The sequence below is a fragment of the Rhizobium sp. ARZ01 genome, assembly GCF_014851675.1.
Taxonomy (GTDB): domain Bacteria; phylum Pseudomonadota; class Alphaproteobacteria; order Rhizobiales; family Rhizobiaceae; genus Mycoplana.
Window position 1 is genome coordinate 2,369,955 of record NZ_JACVAE010000001.1, and the last position, 19,840, is coordinate 2,389,794.

General features: G+C 58.1%; 16 protein-coding genes. 9 read left to right on the forward strand and 7 right to left on the reverse strand.

Going from position 1 to position 19,840, the window contains the following annotated elements:
• Nucleotide 1 precedes the first annotated feature (1 nt).
• Nucleotides 2-1,432, reverse strand: a complete 1,431-nt coding sequence (locus IB238_RS11290) for a mannose-1-phosphate guanylyltransferase/mannose-6-phosphate isomerase (RefSeq protein WP_192246235.1) — start codon at nucleotides 1,430-1,432, stop codon at nucleotides 2-4.
• A gap of 675 nt (nucleotides 1,433-2,107) precedes the next feature.
• Here IB238_RS11290 and IB238_RS11295 point away from each other — a divergent pair.
• The 7 genes from IB238_RS11295 (at nucleotide 2,108) to IB238_RS11325 (ending at nucleotide 9,972) form a co-directional block, all read left to right on the forward strand.
• Nucleotides 2,108-3,499 (forward strand): tyrosine-type recombinase/integrase, encoded by a 1,392-nt coding sequence (locus IB238_RS11295; RefSeq protein ID WP_192246237.1) that lies wholly within the window; start codon nucleotides 2,108-2,110, stop codon nucleotides 3,497-3,499.
• 170 nt (nucleotides 3,500-3,669) lie between these two features.
• On the forward strand, nucleotides 3,670-4,143 hold the full coding sequence (locus IB238_RS11300) for a Rha family transcriptional regulator (RefSeq protein ID WP_192246239.1): 474 nt from the start codon (nucleotides 3,670-3,672) through the stop codon (nucleotides 4,141-4,143).
• Nucleotides 4,144-4,417: 274 nt separating this feature from the next.
• Nucleotides 4,418-5,293, forward strand: coding sequence for a ParB N-terminal domain-containing protein (locus IB238_RS11305; protein WP_192246241.1), 876 nt, complete (start codon nucleotides 4,418-4,420; stop codon nucleotides 5,291-5,293).
• A gap of 304 nt (nucleotides 5,294-5,597) precedes the next feature.
• The gene (locus IB238_RS11310) at nucleotides 5,598-6,089 is read left to right on the forward strand and encodes a BRO family protein (protein WP_210333480.1); all 492 of its coding nucleotides are present in this window, start codon (nucleotides 5,598-5,600) and stop codon (nucleotides 6,087-6,089) included.
• A gap of 58 nt (nucleotides 6,090-6,147) precedes the next feature.
• Complete coding sequence (locus tag IB238_RS11315) at nucleotides 6,148-6,768, forward strand: recombinase family protein (RefSeq protein WP_192246243.1); 621 nt, start codon at nucleotides 6,148-6,150, stop codon at nucleotides 6,766-6,768.
• 161 nt (nucleotides 6,769-6,929) lie between these two features.
• A complete protein-coding gene (locus IB238_RS11320; RefSeq protein ID WP_192246245.1) occupies nucleotides 6,930-7,499 on the forward strand; it encodes a hypothetical protein in 570 nt (189 codons plus the stop codon).
• Between the two features lie 937 nt (nucleotides 7,500-8,436).
• A complete protein-coding gene (locus tag IB238_RS11325) occupies nucleotides 8,437-9,972 on the forward strand; it encodes a hypothetical protein (protein ID WP_192246247.1) in 1,536 nt (511 codons plus the stop codon).
• Nucleotides 9,973-10,011: 39 nt separating this feature from the next.
• Here the strand turns inward: IB238_RS11325 and IB238_RS11330 are convergent, their stop codons facing one another.
• Together IB238_RS11330 and IB238_RS11335 are read right to left on the reverse strand one after the other, a co-directional pair.
• Complete coding sequence (locus IB238_RS11330) at nucleotides 10,012-11,163, reverse strand: CDP-glycerol glycerophosphotransferase family protein (RefSeq protein WP_192246249.1); 1,152 nt, start codon at nucleotides 11,161-11,163, stop codon at nucleotides 10,012-10,014.
• On the reverse strand, nucleotides 11,160-11,567 hold the full coding sequence (locus tag IB238_RS11335; protein WP_192246251.1) for an adenylyltransferase/cytidyltransferase family protein: 408 nt from the start codon (nucleotides 11,565-11,567) through the stop codon (nucleotides 11,160-11,162). The genes IB238_RS11330 and IB238_RS11335 overlap by 4 nt, the downstream gene beginning before the upstream one ends.
• An 802-nt stretch (nucleotides 11,568-12,369) precedes the next feature.
• Here IB238_RS11335 and IB238_RS11340 point away from each other — a divergent pair.
• Nucleotides 12,370-13,476, forward strand: a complete 1,107-nt coding sequence (locus IB238_RS11340) for a branched-chain amino acid ABC transporter substrate-binding protein (protein WP_192246253.1) — start codon at nucleotides 12,370-12,372, stop codon at nucleotides 13,474-13,476.
• Nucleotides 13,477-13,747: 271 nt separating this feature from the next.
• Nucleotides 13,748-15,568 (forward strand): methyl-accepting chemotaxis protein, encoded by a 1,821-nt coding sequence (locus tag IB238_RS11345; protein ID WP_192246255.1) that lies wholly within the window; start codon nucleotides 13,748-13,750, stop codon nucleotides 15,566-15,568.
• A 107-nt stretch (nucleotides 15,569-15,675) separates the two neighbouring features.
• Here the strand turns inward: IB238_RS11345 and IB238_RS11350 are convergent, their stop codons facing one another.
• The 4 genes from IB238_RS11350 to IB238_RS11365 form a co-directional block, all read right to left on the reverse strand.
• Complete coding sequence (locus tag IB238_RS11350; protein ID WP_192246257.1) at nucleotides 15,676-15,969, reverse strand: GYD domain-containing protein; 294 nt, start codon at nucleotides 15,967-15,969, stop codon at nucleotides 15,676-15,678.
• A gap of 135 nt (nucleotides 15,970-16,104) precedes the next feature.
• The gene (locus IB238_RS11355; RefSeq protein ID WP_192246259.1) at nucleotides 16,105-17,121 is read right to left on the reverse strand and encodes a DUF930 domain-containing protein; all 1,017 of its coding nucleotides are present in this window, start codon (nucleotides 17,119-17,121) and stop codon (nucleotides 16,105-16,107) included.
• A gap of 135 nt (nucleotides 17,122-17,256) precedes the next feature.
• Entirely contained in the window at nucleotides 17,257-18,003 is a 747-nt protein-coding gene (locus IB238_RS11360) for an MBL fold metallo-hydrolase (protein ID WP_192246261.1), read from the reverse strand.
• 153 nt (nucleotides 18,004-18,156) lie between these two features.
• Entirely contained in the window at nucleotides 18,157-19,593 is a 1,437-nt protein-coding gene (locus IB238_RS11365) for a DUF1254 domain-containing protein (protein ID WP_192246263.1), read from the reverse strand.
• Between the last annotated feature and the right edge of the window lie 247 nt (nucleotides 19,594-19,840).

A 19,840-nucleotide genomic window follows, 5' to 3' on the forward strand; every position in this document is an offset into this window, starting at 1 on the left:
GTTATCCTTTTGCGCCCTGGCCTCGCGAATAGACGTCCTCATAGCGGATGATATCGTCTTCCCCCAAATAGGCGCCGGTCTGCACTTCGATCAAAACCATCGGCATCTTCCCGGGATTCTCCATCCGATGCCGGGCCCCGAGCGGAATGTAGACGGACTGGTTTTCGGTCACGAGCCTTACTGCGTCGTCGATCGTAACGCGCGCGGTACCGGATACGACAATCCAGTGTTCCGAACGGTGCATATGGCTTTGCAAGGACAGCGCGGCACCGGAATGCACGACGATGCGCTTGACCTGGAAGCGATCACCCAAGGCCAGGGTTTCAAACCAGCCCCAAGGCCTATGGTCGCGCAGGAACGTCTCGGCCTGACGCGCCCCTTTTTCCTTCAAGGCCACGACAGCCTTTTTCACGTCCTGCACGCGGCTGCGATCAGCCACCAGCACGGCATCGTTCATGGCGACGGCGATGATGTTGTCTAGGCCGACGCCGACGATTTCCACGCCCTCGCTTTCGGATCGGATCAGGGAATTGCGGCACTCGATCGCCGTCGCCGCTCCCGCAGTGACGACGCCGCTTTCCGGATCCGCCGGCATCTCGCGCGCGACGGCATCCCAACCGCCGAGATCGCTCCAGTGCCCCGAATAGCTCACGACTGACAGGTTCTCGCTTTGCTCCATGATGGCATAATCGATCGAGATGGGAATCACGGCATCCCACGCCTCGGGATCGAGTCTCAGGAAGCCGATATCCGCCGTGGCATTATCCAGCGCATGTCGCACTGGCGGCACCATGTCCGCCGCATGTCGGTCGAACGCTTCCAGGATGCTTCTCGCAGAGAACAGGAATATTCCCGAATTCCAGAGGAAGTGCCCGCTCTCCAGCATTGCCTGCGCGTCTAACAGGTTCGGCTTTTCAACGAACCGGCGGAGCGGCGCCGCCGGTCCCTCTACCGAATTGTCGGGCTCGAGCCAGCCGAATCCAATTTCCGGACGTGTCGGCGAAATGCCGAACGTGACGATCTGCCCGGCCTCTGCGGCGGGTACACCGCGCATGACAGCAGCACGAAAAGCATCGGCGTCCGAGATCAAGTGGTCGGACGGCACGACCAGCATGAGGGTATCGATGTCGCGCCCGGCCAATTGCAATGCGGCTGCCAGGATGGCCGGAGCCGTGTTGCGGCCATCCGGCTCGATCATTATTTCCGAATCCGTCACGCCGGCGGCGGCAAGCTGTTCCTTGACGATGAACCTGAAATCCGGCCCGGCCACCACGATCGGCGCGCTGTAGCCTGGCGCGTTGAGCCGGCGCACGGACGCGGTAAAAAGGCTCTCTTTCCCGACAAGAGGAGTAAATTGCTTGGGAAAGCTCTTACGGGACAAAGGCCAGAGGCGCGTTCCCGCGCCACCGCATAATATAACCGGAGTGATCATAAGCTTCCCCTTCTGCCGCGGCGATCCGATGTCCCACGCCGCCTTATCATACGATATTAGACTGCCAGTACATTGATTACGTTATTAAACGGATTATGACGGCGTCCGATAAACAAGCCGTGCTGATCTATATATTGGGCATTGACTATTCCCCGCGAATTTTTTAGCCGAGATGCCCTTACAGTAGGATGTTTGGCCGCCTGCTGATTTTGTGGACAGCAGGCTAGCACTACTTTGGCAGACTGCGCGAAAAGCGGCGGATCGGGTGCTGGCAATGGAGACATCGGATATCGGCATCTATCAAAATCAGGGCGACGATAGTAGCAAAGGAATAGCATTTTGATAATGCTATGCCTCGATGGGACGCGCGTGTAACCAACCCGATTTACAATGTCCAGTCATTTCTCCGGATCCCGGTTTTCTGCGAGGTTGCTTGCAGATCAACTGGCACCGCCTCGGGCCCCGACGTTCGGGCCGCCCCAAGTTGGCCGAGAGCATCTCTGATCGCCTCGATTGGAGGCCGTTGTAAATTTATGTTGTTACAACAATCATATACGTGTTCGCGTTTTGAACTTCGGTGGTGCGCCATTCCGCTTCGGAAAGCCGAATATAATCAACGTTTCCATTGCCTTAGCGACGCATCAGGTACACACGCGGGTACATGGAAGGGTACGCATGGGGCTTGTATTGCAGTACGTTCAGGAGCCTAAAGGTGTTCGTGGCATCTATCGGTATCGGCGCAGGGTGCCTGCTGAACTGAAGCCTTTCATCGGCAAGAGCGAGTTGGTTGCATCACTTGGACAGTCGAAGCCGGAAGCCCTGAAGCGTTATCCAGCCACTCATGCAGCCTTCGAGAGGGAACTGGAGATCGCCAGCAAGGCGCTCGCGAGGGAGAAGCGGAAGCAGTCCCCGAACGACAGGACGCGGCTAGTGCGGTACGGGGAACTGATGGACGAGATCAGGGCCTTGGGTATCGACAGCCCAGAGACGGCAGCCCAGGACGAGGATGAAGCCTTTCAGCGCGAGATCATCGCGGAGAGCATCGCAGCCCGATACCCCGAAGACCCGGAGACGGGGTACCCGCTGATCACGAACCCCGACGATGTTCTCAAGGTTCAGGCTCTGATGGGTGCCGCGCCCGCCAAGCCAGCCCCGACATTGGAGGATGCCAAGCGGGTCTATGTGGCCGAGAAACTGGACGGGACAGACTTCGAGTTCAGGAAGAAGCTCAGGCGCGTGGAACGTATCATCGAGGCTGTGAACGCAGCGCTTGACCCCGTGCCGACCTTGGATCGATGGACGAGGGAGACGGCCAAGAAGGTCAGAGATCACTACATCGCTGCCGGTCTCAAGCCAGCCTCCGTGAAGCGTGAACTCAACACGCTCAAGGGGATGATCACCTGTTACATCACCGAGAAGGAAGCCAGCTTCACCAACCCGTTCAGCAAGCTGGAACTGCCCAAGAGTGTCGAGGCTGCATCGGAAAGTCGCTACCCCATCCCCGATGTGATCAAGGACAAGATCACGGCCATCATCCTGAGCAAGGCCAAGAAGGACGTGCAGTTACTTTGGCGGCTGGTGGATGGAACAGGCACCCGTATTGCCGAGATCACTGGCCTTCGTGTTCAGGACATCGTCGTGGAAGGTGAACTGCCTCACCTCAAGATCGTTGCTCATCCCGAACGCCGCCTGAAGACTGAGTCATCAACCCGTGACGTCCCACTTGTGGGTGATGCCTTGGCGGCTGCGAGGGAGGCCCTGACGATGGCGGGAAATGGGCCGTACGTATTCGCCCGATATATCAAGCCTACCGGCCCCACGACAGCGTCAGCGGTCCTGATGAAGCGCATTCGAGAAGTGACCACCGAGCCGAAACACACGGTTCATTCCCTTCGTCACGGCATGGCAGACCGGCTTTCCTTGGCTGAGGCATCAGCCATCGACAAGAACGCGATTATGGGCCACCTGAACCCCGGCACCGGAGAGCACCACTATGGAGGTCGCCACGCCAAGCTGAAGGTCTTGACGCGGGTGATGAATAAGGCGTTCGGTCTGGGTGCCGAGTAGCCATCTCCTCCTTCCTCGGTGTCGACCCTACATTGCGTTTCTCATCTCCTCGGTAGGTCAAGCCTATCGGAGCGCCTGAACGCGCCCTGCGGTCGACACTCACACCGGCAAATGGGTGTTGGTCCTGTTGTCCTCGGCCACCTGAACGGCCCCACAGCAGGACACTTCCAATGAGCCAGATCATCACCATCAACGCCCAGCCTTCCGCCGTCCTCACCATGTCCAGCCTTGAGATCGCTCGGCTGGTCGAGAGCCGCCACGACAACGTGAAGATCACCATCGAACGCCTCGCTGAGCGTGGCGTGATCACACTCCCTGCAATGCAGGAAGTCCCTAATCCCAGCTTCGGACCTAAGTCCGTTAAGGCATACATGGTTGGCAAGCGGGACACCTACGTGGTCGTCGCTCAACTTTCCCCGGAGTTCACCGCTCGTTTGGTTGATCGCTGGCAGGAACTGGAAGTGCAGGCTCGGTCTACCCCCATCACTCCCGCACTGCCAGACTTCTCGAACCCCGCTATCGCTGCCCGTGCATGGGCCGAGCAGTACGAGCAGGCGGAAGAGCAGGCAGCCGGTAGCCAAGGCTGCCTTATCGATTTCCCCCTGATTACGGATAGGAAACGCCGATCAATTACCCGCCACTAAGGGATATAGGACAGCGCTCGAATACCCACCACTTACGGATAGAGAACGCCGGTCAATTACCACGCACTTTAGGAGAAAGAACGCTGTCGAATTGCCTCATCCTTAAGGACAAACGTCCCCGCACAGCCGCTCAATGGTAACCCGATAGCCGGGAGTGCGGTGTAACAACCCCTCATCGTTAGTCCTGCTTACGGTCTCCTCGTTCCTCACCGGTTCGGGGAGATCGCCTTTTAGGGATCATGGTGCAGGGGATGCATTCAACAAGAACAACATGATGACCAACGATTTGAGGAACTTCCGCATGTACGGAGAATTGAATGAAGACGTGTTCAGCGCCGACCTGAAGCCAGCCCTTGAGGCGCTGGAGGCGATGAGGGCCGCGAACACTGATGACCCCGCAGAACCTGAGCGGCTGCCGATGAGCCAGATTGAACTGGTCCCCCATGTCTTTCAGGTGCGGGGTCTGGACTTCGATGAGCATCACGTGGGCGGGTTGCTTTCTGCCTTGAAGCAGGGCACCGACCTTGACCCGATCACGGTCTGGCGCTGTGGCAAGCATGTGCTGCTGGTCGATGGTCACCACCGGAAGGCAGCGTACGAACGCTTCCAGCTTGAGAAGAAACAACGCAAGGACATCCCCGTGACGTGGTTTCAGGGGACCGCCAAGGAAGCCATGAAGGTGGCCGCTGAGGCGAATGTGAAGCTGAAACTGCCGATGACACCTGACCAGCGCAACAACCTCGCATGGCGGATTGTGCAGGCCGGTAGCTTCTCCAAGGCGGACACGGCATCGCTGTCTGGTGTCTCTGAGAGGCACGTGGCGACGATGAGGAGCGTGATGAAGAAGCTGGGAGATGCCGCCGTGGGGATCGATACGTGGCGGAAGGCGATGCTGCAGGCCGACAAGGGGAAGATCGTCTTGGAACAGGATGAGCTTGAGGCTAGGCTTGAGGCCCAGGTCGAAGCTTGGGCGCATCGTCTGTCCAAGGAGTTTGGCAACAAGCTCCAAACAAACCCCGACCTCGCCGCCCGTGTCCTTGATCGGTACCTTGGGCGGGGTGCCTCGGAGGTCTTCAGGTCGTGGTTCAATGTCAGCGACTACATCAGCAAGGCTGACGTTGAAGAATTGCTGATTGACCCCGGTTTCTGACCCTCAGGGTATGCACTCCTTACGTAGCGACTTCTGCATAGGCAGGTGTGCAATCTGCATACCCGCGCCTGTGCAGATAGCCGTATGCACCCCTCCCGATCCCTCCATCGATCCCGCGCAGTTATCAGATCATCCAGCGGCGTCAGGTGAAAGGGGACCGGGAGGGGTAGGAATATCTGGCGAGAAATTTCGAGAGGGCAAATCAGATAAGCGGCAACGCCGCATCCCCCCGTGCCCCCCTTCATTTCACATCGCAAGGCAGTGTCCGGCCGCCTGAACGGGGGCACTGAGCAGGACACTTCCAATGACCAACCTCACCACCTTCTCCTACCTCTCCAAGTCCGTCCGCGTAGTCGAGATCGACGGCCAGCCGTGGTTCGTTGCGGCTGACGTATGCCGCATCCTCTATGGACGGACGACAGGATTGGCCGAGGTTTACAAGCGGCTGGACGACGATGAGCAGCGGATCGTCACTCGATTTGAGGTAAGAAACTTATCTCTAATCACTGGCAGAGGGGCACCCGCGATCCGGTTGCTATCTGAACCCGGTCTCTACAAGCTCATTCAATCAAGCTCCAGACCCGAAGCCAAAGCGTTCGACCGTTGGGTTCGTCATGAAGTCCTCCCGGCAATCCGCAAGGATGGCATGTACGTGGCCGGTGAGGAGAAGCTGAAGACCGGCGAGATGGACGAGGATGAGCTGACGCTGTTGGTCATGGACCGCCTTAAATCGTGGTTCGTTATAGGTACACCTCGGAAGAACTATTGCCGAACTGGTTCGATAAATGCCCATTGACAACTCATATCGAACCGTCGATAAGCGAACCACCCATAACGAACCTAGGTGGTTTTCCATGCATGTCCGCGCCTATCTCCGTGCCAGCACCAAGGACCAAGACGCCAGTCGCGCGAAGGATGACCTGTTCCGCTTCGCTGCGGAGCGTGGCCTGAAGATCGCCGCCTCCTACGTGGAGAACGAGAGCGGCGCATCCTTGGCCCGCCCCGAACTGTTCCGGCTGCTGGCCGACTGCCACCCCGGTGATATCCTGCTGGTCGAACAGGTGGACCGGTTGAGCCGCCTTAACGCTGCCGATTGGGCGAGGCTGAAAGCCGAGATACAGCAGCGCCGTGTGAAGGTGGTGGCTTTGGACCTTCCTACATCATGGATGATGGCCACGGCTGACAAGGACGACATCCAGAGCCGGATGCTGGACGCCATCAACGGGATGATGCTCGACATGCTCGCAGCTATCGCCCGCAAGGAATACGAGGACCGCAGACGGAGACAGGCGCAGGGCATCGCCAAGGCCAAGACTGATGGCGTCTACAAGGGACGCCCGGAGGATGCCGAGCGCAACGCTGCCATCGTCCAGATGCTGGCCAGCGGTCAGAGCTGGAACAGTATTATCAAGGCGACCCGCTGCTCACGTTCGACGTTGTCACGGCTCGCCAAGCGAATTGAGCAGGGCGCATAGATGTCGGAATAGTTATGCGTTCTTGTGAGGCGGGGTGATTATGCCTTTTTCGTCTCGCTCAATCATGAAACATCGCACTCATTATATCTTGAGGTTGCAACCCGTGGTGTGCCACAAAGCTGTCGATAGGAGACGTCATCGATAGTGCGGCGTGCTGTTCAATGGATGGTTCAAAAGAAGAGACGGCAGGTCAGCCGCTTGGCAAACTCGCCGGGGTAGTGCTGGCGGTCTGGTGGCTGCTTGGTCTTTTGCCTGTTGCCGCCCCGATGTTCGGCTTCGCCTTCCTGCCATCGATCGAATGGGCGTCCAAGACAAATCTGCCTGGAATTGCCGCTGGCCTAGTCTCCTCGGTGGTGCTGCTCTTGCTCGTCCTGCTGAACATCCACAGGGTTAAGGGCGGCAAGGCAACGAAGGCTTGGGGCGTCTTAGTCATTACGTGGCTCGGGTACTACATTGGGAAACACGTCATCGTCCTTGCTGGCCCGATGATCCTTGCGTTGATCGCGGGCCATCAGGTCGAACTCCCTTTTACCGTGGTGCGCGCTGATGATTACGGCACCAGACACTGCCAGGACCCGCTTGAACTTCAAGGGCTTCCGTTCCTCTTCGACCGAGTTTGCGGCGTCGCAGGCGACTTCAGACAGGGCCTCGCATCTGGTAGCCGCATCGTCGTCATCGGCCGGGGCACCAGTTTAGGTGTCTATGCAGAAAGTCTGCGCCGGATCGATTGAGCGATTATCGTGCATCGTCAGCGGACAAGCGACTGGGATGTCAAGCCGTCCACCTCTAGGCATCGGCACCAACATCGTGAACAGGGACCGGCGATGGCAACTTCACAGCCTCCACGCACCTGCGCTTCTGGTCTTCCGATGGCCCGCCAGAGTAGACCTTGAACGTGATCGACTTGCGGCCCTCCTTATGGCCAACGACTTGGGCTTCTTCCTTGAGAGCAGCGGGTACACGACATTGACGCCTCAAGGTACACAGTCTACAATCCCGCCAGTCAACAACTCGTCGCTATGACGTTGAAAACGCAAAATTATATCAAGTCGCCTCGGAAGAGGTTGCATGTCGGGTGCGCCACTCTTTTCAACGATGTACCGCAATGTCAGTCTCTCACACCAACCAACCAAAAAACCGCAGGAAGCATGCGGGCGGCTATTTCGATTTTGAAAAGCGTTCTGGCGCTTGTTGTCGCCGTCATGGTCGGCAGCATCGTTGTGCTGACAAACGTCTCCGCCTGATCTGGGGTGAACACCACATCGGCTCGCGGCGAGTGTGAAATGCGGGTTCTTGAAAAGCAGATCGCGCCGGCGACGCATGCAGATGAGTATCGGAAGCTTGCATGACCTCGAAGGGCTACGGAATGATGAGCACTTGCATTGCTTACCCCAATCCCGTGGCTGGGTGTTTCGTCCCTCGGTGGATGTTCTGGATCAACACAGTTTAGCCCCAGTTACAACCCTGCCTCCGGCGTGCATCTAGATCATTCTGCACGCATAGGGAGAGAGCACTGGCGAAACACATAGCGCTCTTGTAACTGCGAGCGATTTTTGCTTTGTTAGCAAATTAGCACCTATGAATGAATTGGAGCGACTACTACTCAATCTATCATATCTTTGAGAATCACAGGGTTACGTGAAATCCGATGATTCCCTTTGAGAGGTGATGGCTGAAGCCAAGAAGGCGGGAAGTTTGCCGGCGACAACGACGACAAAAAGTGGCCCCTTGTTCAGAAAGAAGTGGATGCGTCTACTTCGTGCCGGCATCTCGAAATTCATATCAATTGTGCGAAAGCCGTGGGATGGACGTGTCGAGCACTTGCGTGCAGCCGCGATAGCGGCAGAGTCCGAAAGAGACTGGCGTACTGCTTTCGCCACCTACGATGAGATCGTTCGGTCAGGAGGCCGCAAGAATGTCGGCCGGGACCTTTTGGCGAAGCGCCGCAAAGCCGGGGTGAAGTACTCAGAACAGGTACGGATGTCCGGCGACCACCTGGCGGCCAAGGATATTCTCAAACCTATTGTGGCGGAGATCACAGGGCATCACGCAAGCAATGGAATTGCGTCGAGCCTTTCGGTGCCGAAGACATTCGACTTGTTCGGAGCCATGATGATCTCCCATAAGGTCGGATCGGGCTGGCTTCCGCGATACATGGCCAAGCAAGCGAAGGTTGACGAGTTCTTCCGCCTGCTTGAGGTCGGCGACGCGGCTATATCGCCTCGAGATGCAGCCGAACTCGTACGCACAGCCGCTAGTGCATTACCAGAAGCCCCCTTCGGCTTTTGGATGCTGGCTCATTCGATTCTGTTCCGAAGCAGGCTGATAGAGGCCGCCTACGTTGCAAAGTCGGAAGCTGCCAGGTGCGTTGCAACCGCAGGCAAGAGCGTAGCATCATCGCGATCTGCGGAGGCTTTTCTTGCAGGGACGTTTGTGCCTCCTCACAAACAACAATCGTCGGAATTGGCTCGCTTGATCGAGGACAAATCAATAGCGATAGTTGGCCCCGCCGAGAATGGTTTGGCGAGCGGCAGCGAAATCGACCAATTCGATGTTATCGTTCGAACCAACCCGATCGAGTTTGACACGCTTTCAGCTTTGGCGGATTTCGTCGGATCCAGAACCGATGTCGCTTACTTTAACGCCCGCATGTTGAAGTACCGGCGCGAAGATGCCCATAGAGCGCTGAGTGCGGCAAAAGAACTGAAGTTCGCAAACTTCCGAAATGTGGAAGACGCGCGCGATGCGGCAGCTATACTAGGCTCAAAGAAGGTGAGAGCTAGCAACATAGCTCCTGCCATATTCATGGGCAGGGGTTACGCTTTGCGCCACCACATCGCCGATCTCCTGCTTTTTTCGCCAAGGCGGCTAAAAGTGTTCAATGCCGACTTCTTCCTGTCTCAGAAAACGCACTATGACGGTTATCTCGACACGAAATTAAAAAACCTCCCGCGCAGCTATGTGATTCACGATGTGCGCGAAAGCTGGCTCTACATGAGGAAGCTTCTCACCGAAGGAAGACTTGAAGCCGACAGCGTTCTGACCGAAATCCTCCAACTCGATGAACTACGCTTCTATTCGCGCATTGCCGATCGTTTGAAGACAGTTAAGAGTAAAGAGCTGCGATCGATAGCTGCTCCCCCACAGCAAAAAAGTCTTGAAGTGGGTTTTGGCACAAAGCTCGCAGGGAAAGACTCAGGATAAAATTTGGGGGGAAGATCAATCCCGGCGGCGAACCTGTCGTCAGGACATAATTCTTCTGAGTTTACCAAGAAGCGAATGCCTTTCGATCGCCTGCAACCTCGCCTCAGCGGCAAGGAGCCTCCTCACTGCGTCCCTGACGTAAAGCTGTTGCGTCGTCAAAGGAGGAATCCGGCCAGAGAGAAGATCTTCGACGAGAGAATGCGATCTACCGATGGGGTCCACCGTGGCGCTGTCAACAAAAAGCTCCGCTCTGATAGGTTCCGCCCGCTCGACTAGTTCAACTGATTGCTTAAGCGCATTATGCAATGTTGCACGCAGGTCCTCAGCTCTTTCAAACACAAGTCCAAGCTCGTTCCGACGCCGGAACTCCAGCGACGTAAGGTCAAACTTTTGAGCTCCGCGCCTGCTTTCGGTGTCTGGCTGATACAACACCACTGGCACCCTGGCGTAGACTGCATCGAATATCGCGCCGGAATAGTCGCTTATGACCACATCAGCAGCGGACAACAGGGCCCTCTGATCCGCGCCACCATGAAAACAATGTGCTATTCCATGGGAGCGAGCCGTCGCTACCCAGTCCGCGCCTCGCATCTCGTTGTTGTGGTGCATTTTGATTAGGATGTTAAATTCGCCGACTAAGCGCCCAAGTGGCTCCACAAGCTCGTCGAAAGTTCCCAATTCCCCGTAGGTCGGCATGTACAAAACGACCGGTCGGCCGTTGTCTAGACCAAGCAACCCCTTTGCGTCATTCCGATCTAAATCTGGATCCCAACCTGCAAACTTAAGGTTCCCTACAGCTGCGCTAGTCGAAAAGTGCTGCACTTGCCGTACTGAATAGTCGCCATACATCAGATTGAGATCTGCAAGCGCGCGCCACTCGCCATAATTGTGTCGCTCCTTCGCAAGGCCATACTGTACGGACACGAGCGGTGTGCGCACTTTCTCAATGCCAGCGAACAACGTTTGAAAGAAGATTACATCAAACTCTGACGAAACCGTATCTACATTGGCCCGGTTGACGAGGCGAACAGGCATAGAAGAGCCCAATATGTCCTCTCGGCGAAACTCGCTCCATAGCGTCTTTCGATCCATCAAAAGATATACTGCCTCAGGATAAGAGACAGCTAGATTGTGGAACTGGGCAATTTGGAATTTATTCTTTACGACGAATGCGACCTTTCGGTTGCTCATGCCAATCCTGAAGCAGACGCTCTTATCTCAGCCAGCAACTCGGTTGTGGAAATGCCTTCGGTTCGAGGAAGATAGACAACCTCGCATAACGCCTTAAATTCATCGAAGCGTCCCTCCCAGTCATTTCCCATTACCAGGATGTCGGATTTGTACTTTTTGATGTACTCGCCTTTGAGATCAAGCGAGTGCTCAAGGAAGACCTCGTCTACGCCTGCAATCGCCTTGACGATTTCCATTCGATCGAACTGGGAGTAGACCGGCTTTTTTTGCTTCTTGGAAAAATTCATTGCATCTGTCGAGATTCCCACAGTTAGGTGGTCCCCTAATGCCCTCGCCCGCTGCAGAATTCGGATGTGTCCAATGTGTAAAACATCAAACGTACCGAATGTGATAACTCGCTTCATGCCGGATCTCCTACTATGTGGCGACAACATGAGGGATTCATGACAAAGAAGCAACCTTGTGAAAGCGATCAAATTAGAGCTTTGCAGCTACCCCCATCTTCTGTCGAAACTATGGTGACCCCATGGCCCTTGAAGGATTTATCGCTGGAAGAAATTGACCACCTCTGATTTCAGCGCTCACGTCGTTATCAACGATAATGACTATCGAATAGCTGGCGCTCTCGAAGGTGATTTGCGTAGTATGGTCTCCGATCGCGCTCCCGGGGCAAGAATTAAACGTCGGGTTTCTTAGTTTTTTTGAGTGACGGTCTCGCCATGATGGCGGGCACCCTGAGTGGTTAACCGTTAAGACGCTCCTATCATTGCCGGCCATTTTCCAACAGCCCGTCAACGCGGACTGAAGGCCAGCGCATGTCCTCGGGCCTTAACGTGACCTAGGCATTTGATCCTCGCTTTTCCTGCGTGGGTATAGCGCTCAAGGAATGAATAGTGCGCTGTTGAAGTGCCAGAAACCGCTCGCGGTTCCCGCCAAAACCTGTACCCCAGTCAAGCACCCAGCGCCGCCGGCGGCGAAAAACGGAGGATGCGACAACAGAACCAAGGGTGAAAGCGAACCTCACGCGATATTTTATTGCGGAACACGGGCATTTTTCCTAGTTACGCTTCGTCGGGAGGCGCTTCAGAGACAAAAAAGACCGCCAAAGCATCTCCCGACTGCAGGCCGGCATTTCGGTGCGCTCGCTCTCTGCGCGCCGCAAGCGGCTGATCAGGCCCGAAAGGGGTCACCCAAGGAGACGCGATCATGAACTTCAAGAAATTCACCGGAGTAACATTCGCAGCCTCGCTGCTGTTCTCCACCGCTGCTTACGCCGACATCACCATCGGTCTTATCGCACCGCTGACCGGCCCGGTCGCCGCCTACGGCGATCAGGTCAAGAAGGGCGCGGAAGCCGCCGTTGCCGAGATCAACAAGAACGGCGGCATCCTTGGTGAGCAGGTCGTTCTGAAGCTGACCGACGATGCAGGCGAACCAAAACAGGGGGTTTCCGCCGCCAATCAACTCGTTGGCGAAGGTATCCGTTTCGTGGTCGGTCCGGTGACGTCCGGTGTGGCGATTCCGGCATCCGACGTCCTGGCCGAGAATGGCGTGCTGATGGTGACCCCGACGGCAACCGCGCCGGACCTCACCGCGCGTGGCCTGGCGAACGTGCTGCGCACCTGCGGCCGCGACGACCAGCAGGCCAGCGTCGCAGCTGACTACGTCGTCAAGAACATGAAGGACAAGAAGATCGCCATCGTCCACGACAAGGGTGCCTACGGCAAGGGACTGGCCGACGCCTTCAAGGCCGGGATCAACGCCGGCGGCGTGACCGAGGTGCTCTACGAAAGCGTCACTCCCGGCGAAAAGGACCTCAGCGCGCTCATCACTCGCCTCAAGGCTGAAGGCGCGGAAGTGATCTACTTCGGCGGCTACCACCCGGAAGCCGGCCTGCTGGCCCGCCAGTTGCACGACATGTCGGTTCATGCCGCCATCATCGGCGGTGATGGCCTGTCCAACAGCGAGCTCTGGGCGATCGCCAATGACGCAGCGGCCGGAACGACCTTCACCAACGCCATCGATGCGCTGAAGAGCGCCGATTCCGCAAAGGCGGTCGAGGTCCTGAAGGCCGCCGGAATTCCGCCGGAAGCCTTCACGCTGAACGCCTATGCGGCCGTCGAAGTGCTCAAGACCGGCATCGAGAAGGCCGGCAGCGCCGACGATTCAGCCGCTGTCGCCACCGCGCTGAAGTCGGGTGAGCCGATCCAGACGGCCATCGGCAAGCTGACCTATGGCGAAACCGGCGACCTCACCTCGCCGAGCTTCTCGCTGTTCAAGTGGGAAGACGGCAAGATCGTCGCGGCCGAATAACGGGCACAATCCTGACAAGCGACGCCGGGAAACGTCCCGGCGTCGCCATCAATGATGGGGTCGTTTCACAAATCGATCCACAGCCTGCCGTCCCGTACCTACAGATCGGACAGGCGTTACAGCAGCTGCCATCCCTTTTATTGCTTGGTTAAGCAATCAGCCCTAAGTTCTGGACAACAGTCGGAGCATGAAGCGCCGATAGCCTCCCCCTGACATCCAGACTTCGGCACCGGGTCTCTCGCCCGCGAGCCCTCGGAATCGGCGATTTGCAATGAAGAACCTTCGCATATCCACCCAGCTTTTCCTCCTGATCGGCGGGCTGCTGGTTGCCTTCTCTATCGCTACTTTGTTCCAGATCCGCGCATCCACGCTGATGATCTATCAGCAGCGCTACGAAATGTTGCGCACGGAGGTCGAGACAGCGCTTTCACTGCTAAAGACCTATCACGACAAGGAACTGACGGGCGAATTGAGCCGCAAGGATGCGCAGAAGCAAGCATTCGCCCAGATTGGCGCGCTCACTTTCGAGCCCGACGGCTATTTCTTTGCCTTTGACTACGACGTCAACTTGCTGATCCACCCCGATGGCAGCAGCGTCGGGCAGAGCATCAAGGGCAAGCCCGACAGTCAGGGGCATGCGTATAGCGACGAGCTGGTCAAGCTGGCCCGGGCCGGCGGTGGCCAAACCGACTTCTACGGAACGAAGCCCGGCCAGGCAGGGGATGATTTCCGCAAGACCGCCTATGCGCAGGAATTCAAGCCCTGGGAAATGGTCGTTGCGACCGGTCTCTACATGGACGACCTCGACGCCTTGGTGATCCGCACGCTTTTCGAAGCAGTGGTGGTGGGCGCGATCGGCACGATGGCTGCCCTGGCACTTGCTTATTTCATCGTCCAGGGCATTTCCCGCCCGCTCTCGGCCGTCCACAGCACGCTGGAAGCCGTTGCCGACGAAAACGTCGAAATCGCCATTCCGCATACGGACCTGGGCAGCGAAGTCGGCCTGATGGCACGGGCAACAAAGTCGCTCCAGGAAAAGATCCGTGATCGTCATGCGCTGGCAGCACGCCAGGTGGAACAGCAACGCGAACTCGATGGCGAACGTCAGCAGAACGCTGCACGCCAACAGGCCGAGGCCGAGCTGCAGGCTCATGTGGTCTCCACCATTGGCGCCTCGCTCCAGCGGCTCGCCGATGGCGACCTGACTGTACGCTGCGGAGAGCTCGGCCCGAAATACGCAACCCTTCGCGAGAATTTCAACGGAGCCATCGTCCGGCTGGAGCAAACCGTTGCACGTGTCAGTCAGAAGAGCAATGACATCGGCGTCAGCAAGGAGGAGATCCGTCAGGCCGCCAACGAACTCGCCCTGCGCACGGAACGGCAGGCTGCCAGCCTTGAGGAAACCTCTGCAGCGCTCGACGAACTGACGGTCGCCGTCCGCCAAACCGCCGACGGCGCCCGCGAAGCGGCAAACCAGGTCAACGCGGTCAGCACCGAGGCCCACGATAGCGATGCTGTCGTCACCCGGGCGATCGAAGCGATGAGCAGCATCGAGCAGTCATCCGCGGAAATCTCCAAGATCATCGGCATGATCGACGAAATCGCCTTCCAGACCAACCTCCTGGCATTGAACGCCGGCGTCGAGGCGGCACGCGCGGGTGAAAGCGGCAAGGGCTTTGCCGTCGTCGCCCAGGAGGTGCGTGAGCTTGCCCAGCGCTCGGCCGCCGCTGCGAAGGAAATCAAGGATCAGATTGCACGGTCTTCGTCTCAGGTCGACCAGGGTGTGCAACTCGTCGGCAAGGCCGGCGATGCCCTCAGACGCATATCGCAGCAGATCGCCAGCGCCAACGAGATCGTTTCGAAGATCTCGCACAGCGCGGGGGAGCAAGATACAACGTTGCGCTCGATCTCCTCGTCACTGAACCAGCTCGACGATGCGACCCAACAGAACGCCGCCATGGCTGAGCAGACCAATGCTTCGGCAGAGGTGCTCGCCAAAGATACCGGCGCTCTGTTGAGCCTTATTCGCGGCTTCCGAACGGCGCAGATGCATCACGATGCCCCCGCCGAGCCTCTCCGCATGGCAGGCTGACCACAGGCATCAAACATGACGTATTGGACCGCCGGCACTTCCGGCGGTCCTTTCATGCCGGCGGGCGACGTCGCGCCCTCCAGATCGCGATCCTCCAATCCCTTGCCCTATCCCAGCGTGCCGATCAGCTCACGATAGGCCTTTTCCGGGAAGGCCTTCAACGTGCGCGTGCGGACGTTGCCGGCCTGTCCGAGCGTCAGGCAGAAGCGGGCGGCGACCGCGTCGTCTGGCGCTTCGCAGACGGCCACCATGTCATAGTCGCCCATGGTCAGATAGAAGTCCTTGAACGAACCGCCCATGTCACCGAGTGCCTTCTTGGCGGCATCGAGCCGCTTCGGCGACTCCCGCACGTTCTTGATTCCCTGCTCAGTCCAATTGATGAGAATGATGTACATGGTCATAGCACACCTCCCCTGCGCGCGTCGGAAAGACGCGGCGGCAAATGCCCTCAACCCCAGCAGAAATATACGCCTGCCGGGATGAGCCAACAAGGAAGGTTGTGTGAATCTAGAAGGCCCGGCCGTGGCGTCCTGAAGCTAGAGCGCCGGAAAGCCCCTGCCCCGCCATTCGCTTTTCGGAATTTCGGTTCCCACGTCGAAGGCGAAGGAGACGACGTGGGTCGCATCCGAATCGACCTCGCAGCGGAAGCTCAGATTATACCATCGGGTTTTCGCCCGAAAAGCAGCGCGGCGGATGTCGAGTACAGTCCCGCGCGACAGCCGAAAGGACGGCAGCAGTTCCGGATTGTGGGGTGGCGAGGCATGTCTGAGCTGGGCGTAAAGCTCGGTGCTGCACAACTGCTCGACACGCGTGCCGCGCGGGAGATCCCCCATCGCCGTCCTTGCCACGGGATCGTCGGTTATATTCTTGGAAAAGATCCGCTTTGCTTCCGTTAACTGATCTTCTCGGGCTTCCGATTTTTCCGGTGGTTTCGCCGCATCGCTCTTTGTTGCGTCATCGGGCTGCAAGGTCCCGGCGTCGGTCTCCGCAGCGCTGTCCGCTACAGTGGGTGGCTCGTTCCCCTCATTCTCAGGCAGTTGCAGGTCCTGCGGTTCCGGCACCGTCGGCTTTTCAGGCTCGGATTGCTTTTCGACTGCAGCGGTCTCCAAGGGCTTAGACTCCTTGACTGCCTCCTCGCTGGGCTGTTCCTTCGGCTGCTCTGTGCCCTTGGTCAGGTCGCTGGCGTCCACCTTGGGTCCGGTGTCCTTTTCGCCGAACTCGAGAACTGGCCGCAGGACTGGCAAGGGCACCTTGCCCGCCAACTGGTCGGCGGCCGGTGTGCCCTGGGGCTCAGGTTGCTGCTCTTCGGGCGGTGGCGGGGTTTCAGCCTTTTCCTCCTGGGCCGGCATTTCTTCGGGCGGCGGCTCCTCCGGTGCTTTTTCCTCCGGCGGCGGTACGAGTTCGACGCTGATACTCTCCTCGTCCGCCGGCGCCGCCTCCAGCGTCGGAAGGCGCACGAACAGAACGGCAGCGATCATCAGATGCAGCGCGACAGAGACGATCGCACCCCATCCAAGGTTCTCCCAAAGCCTTTCTCTGATCCGTCGTATCATCCAGTAGCAACTGCGTCGTGACGATCGCCACTCCTCAGGAACGCGTGATCGCCAAAGCCCAAAACAGAACCCGGCCAGTTTGGCTGACCGGGCAGTAATTTCAATAGTGCCGACGCCATGGCTCTGTCGATGTTGTCAGAGCGTTAGAACATCACCGTCGTCAGGGATCAGAAGCCTTGTGGCAGGAATATTCGCTGCATCGGCAGCGTTCCTCAGATCCTTCCGCGTAACGGTCGCATGGTCCAGCGCCTCCATGTGGACCGCGATGACGACCGCCTCCCCGGACATCTCGCAAACCGAGACCGTCTCCTTGGCATCCATAACGATGAGATCACCGTCCCAACGGGCACCACAGGAATGGGTGATGACGATGTCTGGCCGGGTCTCGCGGATCGTCTGCTCCACTGGCGGATAGAGCACAGTGTCCCCGGACCAGTAGATGGAAGGCTCGCCGACCGCTTGCAGGCTGAATCCCATGACGGAGCCCATCAACTCGACCACCGGCCCAAGCCCGTGGCTGCCCACTCGCCGCGTTAGCGTCAGTCCCTTCCAGGTGGCGCGATCAGTAAGCGGTGTCACATCGGTGAAGCCTGCATTCCGGATCGTCTCCTCGTCACCCGGCTGGCAAAAGAGTGGCAGGTCCTTTGGTACGCGCTCCATGGCCACGCTGTCGAAATGATCTTCGTGCAGATGCGAGACGATCACCAGTTCGACGCCGGCAAGGATGGCATCGATATCAACAGGAAGTTCCACCGTCGGATTCGGCGAGACGCCGGCAAATGACTCCAGACTGTGCTTGGGGGCGAAAAAGGGATCGATCAAGATCGTGCGGCCGGCATAGTCAAGCTTCAATGTGGCATTGCGGATCAGTTGCAGCTTCATGGGGTATCCTTTGGCACCGGTTGCGGCTGTAACATGGGCGGCAACGCCTGATGAAATCAAGTCGGGTCAGGACATGGCCGCATCCAAACGACGTGCGCCGCGGACTGTCCTCCGCGGCGCCGTCGCTCCGGAAAAATCGGCAAGTCGCGTCCGCTAGACCTTCTTCACCGCTGGAATGGTCCAGGACCCGTCCAAGATCGAGGGCGGGCTATCATCCGGCCAATAGAGCCGCATCATGAGTAGGAATCGGTCCTTCGGCGCCGGCAGCCAGTTCGATTCCTTGTCCGCACCCGGTGACTCGTGCTGGATATAGATATCGGTGGATCCATCGGCATTTTGCTTCAGGTCCTGCCGCGCGCTGATCGAATAGCGGTTGATCGGGTTTTCGACGAAGAAGTACTTGTCGTTGTACATCGTTATGGACCAGAAGCCGCGCACGGGCGGCATCTGCCCCTTGGGGAACGTCAGGACGTACTTGTGCGAGCCCTCGTAGGCGCGTCCGAACATCCCCTCCTTCATCTTCAGCGAGGTCGGGTAGATCGCGTCCTGCGGTCGATTTGCGCCGAGGCCGATGGCCGTGATCAGCGCCCGCTGCAGATAGTCCGTGCCATACACGCCGGTCTTGGTCGTATAGCCCCAGCCGTTAATGTCCTTCACATCGCCGTCGCTGAGCTTGAAATGCAGCATGATGCGGCCGAAGGCGATTTCGGGAATGCGCTTAACGAAGCGGGTGTCGAGCTTGCTCTTGTCGAAATCCTGGCCCGGCACGATACCGATCTGGGCCAGTTTCTCGACCATCTCGGCGTCGGCTGCGGTCGGCGGGTTGGTCTTCAGAAGCTCGGCAAGCAGGGTGAAGTACTCGACGGCATCCATGCGGTTGACCTGATCGCGCACGGCCGTCTTCATGTCGATGTCTGGATCGACCTTGCCGGGCGGCGGCGTCCATTCCTTGCCGTAAGCGCTGAGTGGCACCAGTTTGCATTGGTCCTGCAACTCATGCACCGCCTTGTAATCTTCCGGGGTACCGGAGCAGTAGATGCGGCCGAGGATCCAGACAAGGCTCGTCGGCGACTTGTACTCGGTCACACCGTCCGGGACCTTGCCCTCCCAGCCGGGGCCGGTGATCACATAGGTCTGCGCCCCTCCCCCGGTCGTGCGTTTCCCCGGCACCTGGAAGACGGTCGTCCATCCGTCGAGCATCGGAAACAGGAAGTAGCGATCCTTCATGTCCGGGATAGAGAGGATCCACGGCTCCTTGCCGACGTCGACAAACGCGGTCGTATAGAGCGTGTCGGCGTTCGGCGCCGTGACGTCGGTAAAGGAGGCGTCGGGATATTCCCTGAGCTTAATGAGATGCCCCATCGGCCCTTTGCTGCCCTCGGGCTTCTCGACATTGGTCACGACCCGCCGCGTCATCTCCATGGTGACGAGCGGGTAGCCATAGACATAGGCCTCAACAGCCGTCCAAAAGTCGCTGGTCCCATCGAAGGGATCGGCGATCGGTAAATCCATTGCGCTGGCAGGCGACAATGCGCTGGCAGCGAGCAATCCAAGTCCGCCGAAAGATACAGCACGGCGAGAAAAATCCATGATTACCTCCAGTTGGCGTGCCAACCCTTCATCCGGATTGGCAAGAAGAATGGGAGATGCTGAATTGCGAGATGCGAGATGCTGTCCGCGTCGCTGAGAACGCGCCATTCAGATATTTCAAAAGCCGGCTGGATTTGCCGGATGCGCCGGCACGGCAGTGCCTCGTAAGCTTGCGAACACTACCACAGGCAGTACCGCGCCACCAAGCATAACGCATAGGAGGCGTGTTTGGACAGCCCCGGCAACA